The sequence below is a fragment of the Candidatus Tisiphia endosymbiont of Piscicola geometra genome (assembly GCF_964026415.1).
In the GTDB taxonomy this organism is placed as follows: domain Bacteria; phylum Pseudomonadota; class Alphaproteobacteria; order Rickettsiales; family Rickettsiaceae; genus Tisiphia.
Genome location: NZ_OZ032144.1, coordinates 468,023 through 482,627, shown reverse-complemented (window position 1 = coordinate 482,627; position 14,605 = coordinate 468,023). Strand labels below are relative to the sequence as shown.

General features: G+C 32.0%; 9 protein-coding genes. 8 read left to right on the top strand and 1 reads right to left on the bottom strand.

Annotated elements, in window-relative coordinates; translation table 11 throughout:
* The first annotated feature begins 198 nt into the window (after positions 1–198).
* From xseA to AAGD26_RS02215, 4 genes are all read left to right on the top strand, one after another.
* Entirely contained in the window at positions 199–1,548 is a 1,350-nt protein-coding gene (gene xseA, locus AAGD26_RS02230; protein WP_341752052.1) for an exodeoxyribonuclease VII large subunit, read from the top strand.
* Positions 1,549–1,575: 27 nt separating this feature from the next.
* Positions 1,576–3,171 (top strand): transporter substrate-binding domain-containing protein, encoded by a 1,596-nt coding sequence (locus tag AAGD26_RS02225; protein WP_341752051.1) that lies wholly within the window; start codon positions 1,576–1,578, stop codon positions 3,169–3,171.
* Between the two features lie 273 nt (positions 3,172–3,444).
* Positions 3,445–7,347, top strand: a complete 3,903-nt coding sequence (locus AAGD26_RS02220) for a hypothetical protein (RefSeq protein ID WP_341752050.1) — start codon at positions 3,445–3,447, stop codon at positions 7,345–7,347.
* A gap of 160 nt (positions 7,348–7,507) precedes the next feature.
* Entirely contained in the window at positions 7,508–9,040 is a 1,533-nt protein-coding gene (locus tag AAGD26_RS02215) for an NTP/NDP exchange transporter (protein WP_341752049.1), read from the top strand.
* Positions 9,041–9,280: 240 nt separating this feature from the next.
* Here the strand turns inward: AAGD26_RS02215 and ccmA are convergent, their stop codons facing one another.
* Positions 9,281–9,883, bottom strand: coding sequence for a heme ABC exporter ATP-binding protein CcmA (gene ccmA / locus AAGD26_RS02210; protein WP_341752048.1), 603 nt, complete (start codon positions 9,881–9,883; stop codon positions 9,281–9,283).
* A 404-nt stretch (positions 9,884–10,287) separates the two neighbouring features.
* On the opposite strand from ccmA, the gene acnA reads away from it, so the two are divergent.
* From acnA to AAGD26_RS02190, 4 genes are read left to right on the top strand one after another with little or no spacing between them, the layout of a single operon-like run.
* Complete coding sequence (gene acnA, locus AAGD26_RS02205; RefSeq protein WP_341752290.1) at positions 10,288–12,942, top strand: aconitate hydratase AcnA; 2,655 nt, start codon at positions 10,288–10,290, stop codon at positions 12,940–12,942.
* The gene (locus AAGD26_RS02200) at positions 12,935–13,291 is read left to right on the top strand and encodes a hypothetical protein (RefSeq protein ID WP_341748473.1); all 357 of its coding nucleotides are present in this window, start codon (positions 12,935–12,937) and stop codon (positions 13,289–13,291) included. The genes acnA and AAGD26_RS02200 overlap by 8 nt, the downstream gene beginning before the upstream one ends.
* Positions 13,288–14,121 (top strand): NADPH-dependent 7-cyano-7-deazaguanine reductase QueF, encoded by an 834-nt coding sequence (gene queF / locus AAGD26_RS02195; RefSeq protein ID WP_410520631.1) that lies wholly within the window; start codon positions 13,288–13,290, stop codon positions 14,119–14,121. Before AAGD26_RS02200 ends, queF begins: the two co-directional genes overlap by 4 nt.
* Before the next feature lie 55 nt (positions 14,122–14,176).
* Positions 14,177–14,575 (top strand): hypothetical protein, encoded by a 399-nt coding sequence (locus tag AAGD26_RS02190; protein WP_341752046.1) that lies wholly within the window; start codon positions 14,177–14,179, stop codon positions 14,573–14,575.
* Positions 14,576–14,605 lie beyond the last annotated feature (30 nt).

Genomic DNA, 14,605 nt, shown 5'->3' with positions numbered 1-14,605 from the left:
GCCACTACGCTCACATGGTTTCGCAATGACGGGTTTTAACTTTCGCAGTTATGGCATAACCTAGGCTATTAAACCGATGTCTTACATCAATATTTGAGGTTATAATACACTAATTGTCTATTTGTTCTTGAATTTATTAGTTTAAAATGCTTATATAAAATCATTTTCAAAACCCACTATCCAAATCAGTGTATCATTATGTTAGAAGAAGATAGTTTTATTACTAATCTAGTAGATCAGGAATTTTCAGTTACTGAAATTTCTAGTAAGATCAAGGAGTTGCTAGAGAATAATTTTGGTTATATTAGAGTAAAGGGAGAAATTTCTGGTCTTAAGATAGCAACTTCTGGTCATGGTTACTTTAATCTTAAAGAAAATACAGCTATTCTAGCCTGTACTTGTTGGCGTCCTGTACTGGCAAAAATTAAGTTTGTACCAATTGATGGTATGGAAGTAGTAGCTAGAGGTAAGCTTTCTGGGTATGCAGGAAATTCACGATATCAGCTATCGGTAGAAGTCCTTGAACCTGCAGGTCTTGGTGCTATCATGCAAATTCTCAAGGAGCGGCAAGAGAGATTAGAAAAAGAAGGTATATTCAATAAACAAAAAAAGCCACTACCTTTTCTGCCTAATAAGATTGGGGTGGTTACATCAATGACTGGGGCGGTAATTAAGGACATTATACACCGTATTAATGACCGCTGTCCATCTCATATACTAATATGGCCAGTTGTTGTTCAAGGCGAAAATGCTGCAAGTGAAATTGCTAGTGCTATTTCAGGATTTAATGAATTAGATAAAGATATAAAACCTGATGTTATAATTGTTGCAAGGGGAGGGGGGTCTATAGAAGATCTGTGGGCTTTCAATGAAGAGGTAGTAGTACGGAGCGTATTTAATTCAGCTATTCCTATTATTTCTGCAGTTGGACATGAAGTGGATAATACTTTAATCGATTTGGTAGCTGACAGGCGAGCCCCCACACCAACTGCTGCAGCTGAATTTGCTGTACCTGTGCTTTCTAATTTACATTATACAATCAGTTCGTATTATGATGCATTATGCAGTCGTATTAATCAGCTAGTTAAATATGAACAGCAAGCAGTTAACTCTAATACTGACATTTTTAGGAGTATAACTACTTATATAGACTATAATCAACAACTTCTTGATGAACTCAGTTTTAGATTAACAGATTCTTTGCCTAACCTACTCAGATTTAAAGTGGCAAAACTTGACTCACTTAATATAGAAATATTAAATCCTCTAAAAATAGTTAATTATCAGTCGTTGGAATTAGTGCATCAATCTAATTATATGCTAAAATCTGTTAGCACTAAGTTAAAAAATTATGAGCATCAATTAAATTTAAATAATTTGCTACTTACAAGTCTAGATTATAAAACTGTACTAAAACGTGGCTTTGCGGTAATTAAATCAGAAAATGGAGAATTTATAACATCAAAAGTTGTTGCAAGCAAAAAACAAGAATTTAATATTAAGTTCTTTGACGGTGATATTAATGTATGCTGCAAAAACTTGGAATAGACCTTAATTTAGGAGAACTAATGCAAAATGCAAGTACTTAAAATTATCATTCCGATTATTATTATTGTGCAAAACTTTTTTACCTTTGCTAGTCCTGAGGGTAGTAATCAATTATCTAATATTCAGGACAAATATTTTACTCAATGTACTGAAGAAATGTCTGATAAAGATAATCTGCTTGTTGATTGGTATCCACTAGAACCCTACCAATTTAGTCATATAGCTAAAAATGGTCACTATTGTGTTACTGGCTTAGATATTGAATTAATTAATAGTATTAGTAGCAAAATTAGCATTGGCGTACAATATGCTGATTCTGTGTGGGAGCGAGCAATATCAAATATAGGGCAGGGTAGCAGTGATATGGTGGCGGGAGCTACTTATACTGCTGAGAGAGCAGACTTTGCCAATTTTTCTCTTCCATATCGATTTGAAGAAATTTCCTTATTTACTTTACGTTCAGCAAAAAAACATTTGAGTTTTAGTAATATAAATGAATTTTTAGCTCAGATACGTTTACTAAATTTTCGTCTTGGTATAATTAAAAAAGCTGTTTATGGTGATGCAAGAACGACTGATTACCTGAATCAGGTGAGTAATAACGATATTATCATTAAATATGGAAGTAATCTAGAGTTATTTAATGGGCTGCTAAGTAATGAAATTGACGGGTTTCTTGCTGACAGAATTTCAGGGGTAGCTCTTTCATTAAACTATATTAAAAAAGATCAAATAGAAGAAATCCCTACTGGTATTAAAACCCCTGTACATTTAATGTTCAGTAAGAAAACTGTAACTCCTAACATAGTTGCACGGTTTAAGGATTCAATAAAAGAATTTGTCGATAGCGATGAATATAAAAAAATCGTTAAAAGCTATATATATCATATTTTATTGCCAAAATCTATTGATTCAGAATGGTGTTATATTATTGGAGTTATCGGGAGTATAGCATTCGCGATTTCTGCTATCACTATATCCTCTAAAACAAATGCCACGTTGTTTGGTACTTTTGTATTAGCAATGTTACCGTCTCTATTAGGATGTATTTTACTCGATATTATAATAGTACACCATGGTTATAATATAAATCTTGTTTTGACTCCATATTATACTTTCCGTGTTTTTATAACGGTACTTATTGGCTTCTTTACCGTTAAACTCCTAGCTTATTATAATAAGCAGTTATATGAGGATAGTTTTATCCAAAAAATATGGAGTAATACTCTTGTTATTTGTGATTCTTTAGGGCAGGCATCCTTTATGATAATTGGCGTTGTAACCGTAATTGTACAAAGAATTGAACCGTTAGAGTTTTGGGGACCATGTTTTGCGTGTTTGACTTCTAGTGCTGGTATAATATTGCGGAATTTAATTTGTAAGCATGACAAGAATATGGAGTATATACCTAGAGAAGTTAATTTTGAAATATTTATATTATGGGGTGGAATTTTTAGTATATTATTAGATGCTTATGCTTATAACCCTAATTATAGTACAATAAAATATTCTATGATTACAGTAATTGCAGGTGCTTTTGTCAGTAGGTTTTTAGTTCACTACTATAATATTCCAAACTTAACTTTTCGTTCGGATAATGGGAGTACAACTGTTGAAAGTTAAAAACCATCATTGCAAGGAGGCATGAACCGACGAAGCAATCCACAAAAATATAATAAGTAATTTGGATTGCCGCGTCAGCACTAAAGCGGCTTCTCGCAATGGCGTTTAACTAAAAGTTGTATACATCTTACTAATTTTGTGTGCATCGCCTAGGGTAGTGGGGTCTAAAATAACCTGATTCGATGTAACTTGTTATATCAAATTCAGGTTAAGCTAAGATTAACATATGGCTAAAACCTTCTTAGGTTAACTATAAATAAAGGAGAATTAGATATGAGTAAAACAAATGATAAGGTATCAATTTTTACTAAAGCCGTTAAGCAAGTTTTTAAATCGGCTAATCATACTTTGAAAAATCTACAAGAAAATATTTATAAAAAAGAAAAAGAAGTATTAGATATAAAGAACCTCAAAGATAAAGAAAGAATTGCCAAACAATCAGCAAAAATAGAAAAAAAGATAAAAAAAATAGAGGAATATAAAAAATTAGTTGAGCAAAGGCAAGCGAATTTATTAGCAGAAATTACTAAGTATAAAGAGTTAATTGAATTAGCAAGGCAAAAACCTCAAGAAAAAAAGACAAGAGAACAACTGAAGTCATGGGAAGAAAAACTTAATGCATGCAACAAAGAGATAGAGGATTATAACAAGTTAGTTAACTCACATGACAAACAGCAAGCAGTAAAGGAGACAAAACAGGAACAAAAGCAAGAAGAGCAACAGAAAAAGCAAGAAAAAAAGGAGATAAAGCAACAGCAAAAGCGAGAACTTTCCTATCAAGAAGAAAAAGAAAAATTTTTTAAAATATGTAGCGATATTTTAAAAGATCAAACTCGTTTAGAGAAAATATTATCTCCTTTAGCAGAGCCTAGAACAAAAGAAAAAGGTATTGGTAAAGGTCAGGCATTTAAAGCTGCCATAGAGGGTATACAATTCGCAGTAAGTCATGCTAAAACAACTGTTGGCGTTATAACTTCAGGAGGGTTTTATGCTAAGGAAATAGAGAAATTACAGAAAATATTAAATGGTGAAGAAAAATATGATCCATCTAACCTTCCTTTCTTTATAAAATTGTTACAAGATCCTGATACAAAAACATTTCTTACTCAAAATGTTGAAATAATTAATGGATTAGTGGAAAATCTTGCTCCAATTCTTACCAAGATTGCATTAAAAGAGTTGGGGAAAATAGATGAGATACAAAAAGATTTTAACTCTAAAAAAGATGATATACAGAAATTACCGGAACTAGACAAAGAATTACAAGAGCTAAAATCGTCTACAATAAGAAAAGAACCTAAAATTAAAGAATTAGAAGAAAAAATTGATTCTTTAAAATCTCTACAAGCCAAGTATGATAGGGCTATTTTATTACAAGAATTAAAGAAAGCTGGTTTTGATGAAAAATATATAAACAGTCAATTATTACCTATTGTCAAAAATATCGTTGTTGAGATACTTAAAACCCCTGAAAATATTATAGAAATTGTGCAGCTAACTGCTGACAGAGCTTTATCTGACGACCCTCAAGTAAAAAAAGATTTACTTGGTACAATATTAGATAAAATAGATATTAGTGTACTTATAAAAAATGATATACTATCTAAATTCTTAATTAATGATGGAGAAAATATAGCAAAAGCATCGCAAATAATCATTGAATCCAATACAGAATTGCAGGGAACGCTTAGTAGCTTAGGAATAGGAAAAGAATTATTACCAAAAATAGTACCTGTACTTTCAGAACTTATTGGTAACGTTTTAGCAGACCATGAAGGGGTTAGTAATATATATGAAGCTTTAAAGCCAGTTATATTGAATGATACTGATGATAAAGTGCAAGAGGCTAAAACTATTTCGGAAGTAAGTCACCTAGATAAACAAGGTGGAGCTAAAAAACTTGCTATTATTAAACAGTTACCTAATATTTTGTTACAAGATGCAACCTTAACAACATTAAAGGAAAAATTGCCAGATGTTTTAGCAAAAAATAAAACAGAGATTGCCAATATTGCTGTTCAAGTTCTGCCAAAATTACTTGAAACACTAAAGAGTAATGCTAAATCTTTGGCTCAAAGCAATACTCAAAATTTAGAAAAGGAGGATATTTATAAAGTAGTAGCATCACCTATTATTCCAATTCTAGCTAATGTAAACCCTGAATTTTATGGGAAGGTAATTCCTATAGCTATTGATGTGCTACAAAATACTATGAAAGCGGTAAGTCTAGAACAAATAAAGGAACTTTATCAAGATATACAAACAATAACTCAAGACACTAGCGATATTGAGTTAAAAGATCAAGCTACAGGAAGAGTAATTAAACAATTTATAGGACTACTTGAAAATGCAGATATCCAGCAAAATATAAAGGAGGATTTGCCAAATTTACTTAGAGAAAATACAGAAACTATCAAGGCTATAGTTAATAATATTAGCAATAATAATCCTCAAATTGCAAGATATGCTGTACCACAAGAATTGATAGATGCTACAGTACCATTAATGGTCGATATAGTATCAACTGGTCTTAGTACAGTGCCAGAGCTAGTTGGAATTAATAGTAATTTAGCTAAGTACCAAAATGAAGCTAGTAATGAGGCTTCGCTAGGAATTTTGTCTAATATAATTGATGATGTAGGTAGGGTTGCTCAAAATATTACTCCTCTATTAACTAAGAGCATCCCTGCTTATTTACAACAAAATAAAGCTACTATTTTAGCAGTTACAAAGAATGTAACTGAGCAACAAGAGATTAAAGCTAGCCTAGATCCCGCTGGAGTTAAACCTGAGCTGGTATTAAAGATGGCTGAGTTAGCTATTGATACTGTTCCACAAATATTACCAATAGCAACTGATTTGGTTAATGCTACTTTAAAAGATAAAGAGGGGGTAACAACTATTATTACTAAAATTCAAGACCTAGTAAATAGTCCTGAAGAAGAGAAAATTGCTCAAGCTGTTACAGTAGCAGATTCTATTTTAGATTTTATAAATAAACCAAAAAATGCAGATGTGAGGAAAATAATTGATAAAGATATTCCAAAGTTTCTTGGCGAGAATGCTGAGCGATTTGGTGCTGTAGTTGATGAATTTCTCAATACAACAGTTGTGGGTAGGAATTTAAAAGTAAAAGGTCAGGAAATTATTGAATTAGCTGGCAACAAGATACCAGATTTAACAAAGATAGCCGAACAATTTAAGACTGGTAATTATAACATGGGTATGTTCGGGATATTCAAATTATTATCTGACAGGAAATTACTAGGAATAGTATCAGAAACATTAGTTGAAGGGGCTAGATTCCTAATACAAAGAAGTTTTACCTCATTGAGAACACGTAGACAAAAATGGAGTGAATCTTTAGGCAAAGTTCATTTTAGTTTTTCTGATAAAGATTCTCAACAGAGTTCTCAGCAAATAGATGGACAGAAACTTGATTTAAGTGAGTTACTGCAACAACAAGCTGATGCCACTGATATTGGTACAATCTCAAAAACTGTAGAATATTCTCTAATAAGTAAAGATTTCAGAGGTTTTGTTTTTGACAAAGAAAATCCGATACCTACTAAAAATGTTATAGTTAATGGGTTTAATTTTGATAAGGCGATATTTAAAGAACGTTCTTTTCAAAATAGCGAAATTAGCAATTGTTCTTTTAAAGGAGCTATTTTTAAAGATAAAATTAGTTTCGAAGGGACAACTATTGATGCAAAATCTTTAAAAACTCTTTTGCCTGCAATTAATCAATATAATAAAAATCATGCAAATAATAAAATAACTTTAGATAATGTTAAAATTGTTGGCGATATAAGTGGGCTAACATTTAAAGATATTTCTATGAAAGGCACGGATTTGACTGAGGCACAATTTACTTCAGAAGACTCTAAGAGCAAGACAATTAGTAAAGCTACGTTTGATCAGGTTAGTTTTGACGAGAGGACGAAATTACCTGAACATAAAAAAGATGTTCAAAGTGAGGCTAGAAAAATAGGTCAAGAAGCAACTAGTTATGTGGCAAAGAGTACTAAAAGCAAGAATAGTGAAATGGTCATTAATGATATAAAGGATAGTGTATCTAAACATGTTGTGCCAAATAGGACATCTAAAAGCGATATAAAACATTTGCCATCTCCCAAGTCTAAACAAACAGCAATTACTGGAAGCGTAATATAAACCTCAAGTATCGATGTAAGACATTGGTTTAATAGCCTAGGATGTCCCTGCGTAGGTAGCGGGATATAAAAAAACTTGATTATCGAGTATTAAATTATAAAACTACTTGACATGGTTTTTTTTATAGTTTAGGTTGCTTGGAAATGAGCATGGGTATTAAATGGATGCAGTAAATTCTTCTTGCAATATGTGGAATAGGGCTAGAAATAGTAAATTTAGACACGTTGTTTGGCCTATTAGATCTAACGAGTTAGTAAAGTTTATACCTATGGCTTTACTAATGTTTTGTATTCTCCTTAACCAAAATCTAGTACGTAGTATCAAAGATAGCTTGGTAGTAACATTAATTAGTACGGAAGTTTTAAGCTTTATAAAACTTTGGGGTGAGATGCCTATGGGTGTCTTATTTGTCATTCTTTACTCCAAACTTTGTAATATTATGACAACTGAGCAAGTGTTTAGGATAGTAGTATCTTTTTTCTTGGGATTCTTCATATTATTTGCTTTTGTGTTGTTTCCATACCGGGAATATCTTCATCCAGATCCTGAAGTAATAGAATATTATGTTACCGTACTTCCACATTTAAAATGGTTTATCATCATTTGGGGAAAATGGAGTATTGTGTTATTTTATATAATGGGGGAGTTGTGGCCAGTAATTGTATTTACACTATTATACTGGCAACTTGCTAATAAGATTACCAGTATTGAAGAAGCTCCAAGATTTTATACGTTTTTTTCCTTATTTGGTCAAACTAACTTACTAATATCTGGCAGTATAATTATATATTTTGCCAAAGGTGAACATTTTTTGTTACCTCTATTTTCCCATCTTAACGACAAAACAGAAATTCTCCTTAAATCGTTTATGCTAATCATTATAATTTCCGGCCTAATGTGTTTAATCTTGCATAGATTTGTTGAATTGAAAATTATAGAAACTACTAAAAATATTAGATTCAAAAATAAAAGAACCGATATACTAAAATTGGGGTTAGTTGACAGCAGCAAAATAATTTTTACATCTAAATATTTAGGAATTATTTGTGTATTAATGATTTCATATTCCATGACAATCAACCTAATTGAAGGATTATGGATGTCTAAAACCAAGCAATTATACCCTAGTACCCAAGCATTTATATCTTATACTGGTGAGGTGTTTTTTTGGACAGGAGTACTTACTTTAATTTGTGCTTTTCTAGGTAGTAGTTTAGTTAGGGTTTGTGGTTGGTTTTGGGGAGCAGTGATCACCCCTATCGTAACACTGTTATCAGGTATGATGTTTTTTACCTTTGTTGTACTAGAAAAACCTTTATTGGCAATTATGACTGGTCTTAGTTATTTTTCTCCATTAATGATAATTGTTTTTGTAGGTGGTTTGTGGCATGTTTTAGGGAAAAGCGTAAAATATTCATTGTTTGATTCTACTAAAGAAATGGTATATATACCTCTTGATAATGAAATGAAAACTAAGGGAAAGGCAGCAGTAGATGTACTTGGATACAAAGTAGGAAAATCTTCTGGAGCAATTATTCAATTCGTCTCTTTCAGTATTTTCCCAAATGCTGTACATAACGATCTAGCTGGTTTTTTGATGGTTGTTTTTCTTGTTGTTTGTGTAGCTTGGATTTTGGGTGTAAAAGTCTTAAATCGATATTACAAAAACTTACTAAACCTGAATTCGATGTAACTTGTTACATCGAATTCAGTGATATATATAGAAACAATCAGGTTTGAAGCGGCTGCCTACCTGATTGTTAAATATTAATTTGCTAATAATTTTATTTTTATACTTATAAAAATAAAATTATTAGCGGTAATAGATTAAAATGCATTCGTGCCAGCCGCTTCAAGAATGCATTTTTCATTATAAGAAGCCAATTCGATATAAGAATTAATAATTCTTATATCGAATTAAGGTTACTAAGGTCTAACAATTATAATCCTTAAAATTGATTATTTGTGCTGTCTTAATATCTATATTAGAGTGGGAGGTGTCCACAATAACTCCACCATTATTTGCTTTCAAAATAATCAAGTTATATAGTAATTCTTTGTTTTCTTGATCTAGGTTTGCTTCTACTTCATCTAATAGCCATAAATTTGACTGGCAAGCAATGAGTTTTGCTAAGGCAACTTTCTTTTGGTTACCAGCAGACAGCTTGTAACATTTCTCATGCAAAATATTATGTAACTTGAAATAGTATATAGAAGATTCTAAAGCTTCAAGGGAATCATAAATTGTAGACCAAAATTTTAGATGCTCTAATACAGTTATTTGGGATTTTAATCCAAGATTATGTCCAATATAATTACAATAAGGTTTCTTTAAATATTTACAGTTCAATGATCTATACAAAACATTGCCACTTGTTGGATTTTGTATATTAGCTACAATTCTAAGTAGTGAAGTCTTCCCGCAACCATTTGCTCCCTGTAAATAAACTATAGATGATGGTAAAAAAGTCATACTAATATTAGTGAAGATAGTTTTTTCGTCTATAATAAGAGTGAGTTGTTCAAATGACAGCATTTATACGATTCTAAGAAATTTTTTATATAATTTACTTCAAATATTTATTTTTTCAAGTTAAGTTAAATGAAAGGCTTAGTGGTAGGTATTTTTAAGTGTATACTCAAAGTATGCCAATTCGGGATAAGAATTAGTTAATCCTTATCCCGAATTGCCTTTAATATAAGGAAAAATACATTCTTAAAGCGGTTTTGCAAATGCATTTTAAACCTTTCTAAAGCTAAAAACATGATTTTAATTTTTTAAAATCATGTTTTTAGCAAAATATTAATTTAACAATCAGATGCAGAGCCGTCTCAAATCTGATTGTTTCGATAATTTCACCGAATTTGGTATAAGAATTGACAAATTCTTATACCAAATTCGCGTAAACCCTAATGATTAAAAAAATTGGAGGAACGGGAATGAATCCTGATTATCTTAAAGAAATATCTGTAGGAGATAATCTTTATAAAATTTTTGATATAAATAAAGCGGCAAGTGATATTAATCTTGAGTTAAAGCGTCTACCTTATAGCTTAAGGATATTATTTGAAAATGTCCTTCGTCTAACTGGTAATAAAAAAAACTTGTTACTATTTAAAGAATGGCTTAAGGCTAGAAAATCTGACGCTGAGATACCGTTTATGCCGGCTAGGGTACTAATGCAGGATTTTACTGGAGTTCCTGCTATTGTTGATTTGGCTGCTATGCGTGATGCTATAAAAAAACTAGGGGGTAATCCATTAAAGATTAATCCTCTGATCCCGGTTGACCTTGTCATAGATCATTCTGTACAAGTTGATTATTATGGTACAAGTGATTCTTTTGATAAAAATGTTACAATGGAAGTAACTAGGAATCTAGAGCGTTATGAATTTTTGAAATGGGGGCAAGAAGCATTTGATAATTTTAGAGTAGTACCTCCAGGAACAGGAATCTGTCATCAAGTTAATTTGGAATATTTAGCCAATGTTGTGTGGACTAAACAACAAAATGGTGTAACTTTCGCTTATCCTGATACATTAGTTGGCACAGATAGTCATACTACGATGATTAATGGTCTAGCAGTTCTTGGCTGGGGAGTCGGGGGAATTGAGGCTGAGGCGGCAATGCTCGGTCAACCTTTATCAATGATTTTACCAGAGGTAATTGGCTTTAAGTTAACTGGCTCTTTAAAGGGAATGATTACTGCTACAGATTTGGTGCTAACAGTTACTCAAATGCTCAGAAAGAAAAATGTAGTCGGCAAATTTGTTGAATTTTATGGAGATGGGCTAGATTCGCTGACATTGGCAGATAGGGCGACTATATCAAATATGGCTCCTGAGTATGGTGCTACTTGTGGGTTCTTCCCAATTGATAATGAGACTATAAAATATCTTAATTTTACAGCTAGAGATCAAAATAGAATAAAGCTAGTAGAGCAATATGCTAAGCTACAGTCATTATGGTTTGATCCAATAATTACTCCGGAATATACTGATATATTAGAACTGGATTTATCTACTTTAGAACCTTCCTTAGCAGGACCAAGACGGCCGCAAGATAGGGTTAACCTAAAAAATGCTGCTAGTAATTTTAAAACTGAACTACCTTCTCTAACTAGAGGTGATGTTGATATTGATAAAAAGTACCCTGTTGATGAGCAATATAGTATAGGGCATGGCGATGTCGTAATAGCTGCAATCACAAGCTGTACAAATACTTCGAATCCTACTGTGATGATTGGAGCAGGCTTGCTTGCTAAGAAAGCAGTAGAACTTGGGTTGATGAAAAAACCGTGGGTTAAGAGTTCATTGGCCCCTGGTTCAAAAGTAGTAACGGAATATCTGAAAAAAAGTGGACTTGACCAGTACCTAAATCATTTAGGTTTTAATCTTGTCGGCTATGGTTGTACTACTTGTATAGGCAATTCCGGTCCGCTTGTGCAGGAAATAGAAGAGACTATTGCCGGGAACAATCTTGTTGTTGCTTCGGTATTATCTGGTAACAGAAATTTTGAGGGCAGGGTACACCCTTTAACAATAGCTAGTTATTTGGCTTCTCCTCCCTTAGTCGTTGCTTATGCCCTAGCAGGTACTATGAACATTGATCTTGAAACTGACGTGATAGGTAAAGGTCATAATGGTAAGGATATATATCTTAAGGATATTTGGCCAACCCACCAAGAAATAAAAGAGTTAATAGATCAATCTATTAACTCTAAAATGTTCAAAGACAAATATAGTGAGGTATTTTTAGGTGATAAAGAGTGGCAAGATATTAAAGTAACTAAAACTGATACTTATAATTGGAGTAAAGATAGTACTTATATCAACAATCCTCCTTATTTTGAAGGTATTGAACATATATCTAGTAACTTGCACAATATAGAATCTGCTAGAATATTATCTATTTTTGGCAATTCTATTACTACTGATCATATATCTCCAGCCGGCAATATTAGTAAAACAAGTCCTGCTGCTAAGTATTTAACTGAGCATGGCATTCTACCTATCGATTTCAATTCTTATGGATCACGGCGTGGCAATCATGAAGTAATGATGCGAGGTACTTTTGCCAATAATAGGATAAAAAATGCCATGTGTCCCGGAATTGAAGGAGGGGTAACTATAAACCAACTAGGTAATCAAGAGAGTATCTATGATGCTGCAATGGATTATAAAGCTCATTCTGTGCCTTTAGTAATTTTTGCAGGTAAAGAATATGGCTCTGGTTCATCAAGAGACTGGGCAGCAAAAGGTACTAGTTTACTTGGAATAAAAGCAGTAATTGCTGAAAGTTTTGAAAGAATTCATCGATCAAATTTAGTGGGTATGGGTGTTTTACCGCTTGCTCTTGCTTCTTCTACTGTAAATGACTTAAAACTTGATGGTTCTGAGTATGTCACCATTACCGGCTTGAGTAATGAAATAACGCCTTATGAGCAACTTAATTGTATCATAAAGAGAAAAAGTGGTATAGTTGAGACTATCAAAGTAATATTACAAGTTTTTACAGATAATGAGATAGACTATATAAAACATGGTAGTATAATGCATCTAGTAGTTAAAAATTTAAGAGATGAACATGGATAAGGAGATTAAGAAATATATAAATGCAGGGAAAACAAACCTTATAGTAATTTATATATTATTTCTGTGCGGAGTAGTTGCACCGTTATTACCTATTATTGGAGCAGTTTTTGCATATATTAATAAGGATATTAAAGATGGACTTTTAGCTAGCCATTACACTTTTATATTACGTACTTTTTGCATAGGATTTATTGGTATTATAATATCTATGATAACCACTATAATACTAATTGGTCCGGTGTTATACGCATGCTTGTTTGTTTGGTTTATATTAAGAATCGCTATAGGTCTCAAATATTTGTTGAATGATACAGGACATCCAAACTATATGACTTACTGGATAAAATAATGTTTCTTGAAACCGTACTTGGAAAGCAAACTAAATATGCAGATTTGTATGACAATAGTTTACTACACCCAATCAGTCGTAAATTTGCTAGAGATAGCTTACAGATAGTAGGTTCTTTGCCGTTTAATGGATTTGACATTTGGAATTGTTATGAAGTTTCTTGGCTAAACCCAAGTGGTAAACCTGAAGTAAAAATATTGGAGTTCATGGTAAGTTGTGAGTCGCCTAATATTGTAGAATCAAAATCACTAAAGCTTTATTTAAATTCTTTTAATAATACTAAGTTTGATAATAGAGAGCAAGTAAAAGAATTAATTGCAAAGGACTTAAGTTTGGTATTTCAAGCACCTGTAACTGTTTCTATAAAAGATTTAGAATCATATGAGGGAATAAAGCTGCAGTCCTTTTCAGGCATAAATTTGGATAAACTGGAGGTGACAATTACTAGTTTTGAGACTAGTCAAAATTTGCTAAAATTGTCTGAAGACAATACGCAAGTAGTAAATGAAATACTATATTCTCACTTGCTAAAATCGAATTGTTTAGTTACTAACCAGCCAGATTGGGCATCAGTACAAATTAGTTATAGAGGCAAGAAAATTGATCATAGTTCTTTGTTAAAATATTTAGTATCATTCCGTAATCATAATGAATTTCATGAACAATGCGTTGAGAGTATTTTTTGTGATATTAATAAGTTTTGTACTCCCGATCAATTAACTGTTTATGCGAGATATACAAGACGTGGTGGCATAGATATTAACCCTATACGCTCCAATTGCAACCTAGAGGTTACAAAACTTAATAATATAAGACATATTCGTCAATAATAATGCTTAGTGGTAGTATCAATTTAGAGTATATTTATATTAAAATGGAGAAAATATGGGCAAAAATAAGTTAAACTCAAATAAAAAACTACCCCCGGATATTCAATTAAAGGACAATTCAGATAGTTCTGAAATGAAATCTGAAACAATAGACAATTTGGTTAGTCAATTATCGAGATTATCAAAAGAGTATACTGATATAGTAAATTCTGCAATTTCTAAAAATTTAGCAGTTGTTAATAGTCGTATTAGAGTAACCGAAGATATATTTAATCAACTCTTATCATCGATGAGTAAAGGGATGCAGGAGAATGTTGTACTTACTAAAGATTTGTTAAAATGTAAGGGGTTACCAGATTTAGCTTTGTTACAGCAGAAAATGTTTGAAATATATTGTACTAATATGATGAATTCTTCCATTGAGGTTGCTCGTAATATACGAAAATTTGAATAGGTAGTAAGTTTGGAACAATTCCAAAATTGA

What these genes read in the sequence shown, in the direction of transcription:
- xseA (WP_341752052.1), top strand. Translation starts at nt 199, where the DNA reads ATGTTAGAAGAAGATAGTTTTATTACTAATCTAGTAGATCAGGAATTT.
- AAGD26_RS02225 (WP_341752051.1), top strand. Translation starts at nt 1,576, where the DNA reads ATGCAAGTACTTAAAATTATCATTCCGATTATTATTATTGTGCAAAAC.
- AAGD26_RS02220 (WP_341752050.1), top strand. Translation starts at nt 3,445, where the DNA reads ATGAGTAAAACAAATGATAAGGTATCAATTTTTACTAAAGCCGTTAAG.
- AAGD26_RS02215 (WP_341752049.1), top strand. Translation starts at nt 7,508, where the DNA reads ATGGATGCAGTAAATTCTTCTTGCAATATGTGGAATAGGGCTAGAAAT.
- ccmA (WP_341752048.1), bottom strand. Translation starts at nt 9,883, where the DNA reads ATGCTGTCATTTGAACAACTCACTCTTATTATAGACGAAAAAACTATC.
- acnA (WP_341752290.1), top strand. Translation starts at nt 10,288, where the DNA reads ATGAATCCTGATTATCTTAAAGAAATATCTGTAGGAGATAATCTTTAT.
- AAGD26_RS02200 (WP_341748473.1), top strand. Translation starts at nt 12,935, where the DNA reads ATGGATAAGGAGATTAAGAAATATATAAATGCAGGGAAAACAAACCTT.
- AAGD26_RS02190 (WP_341752046.1), top strand. Translation starts at nt 14,177, where the DNA reads ATGGGCAAAAATAAGTTAAACTCAAATAAAAAACTACCCCCGGATATT.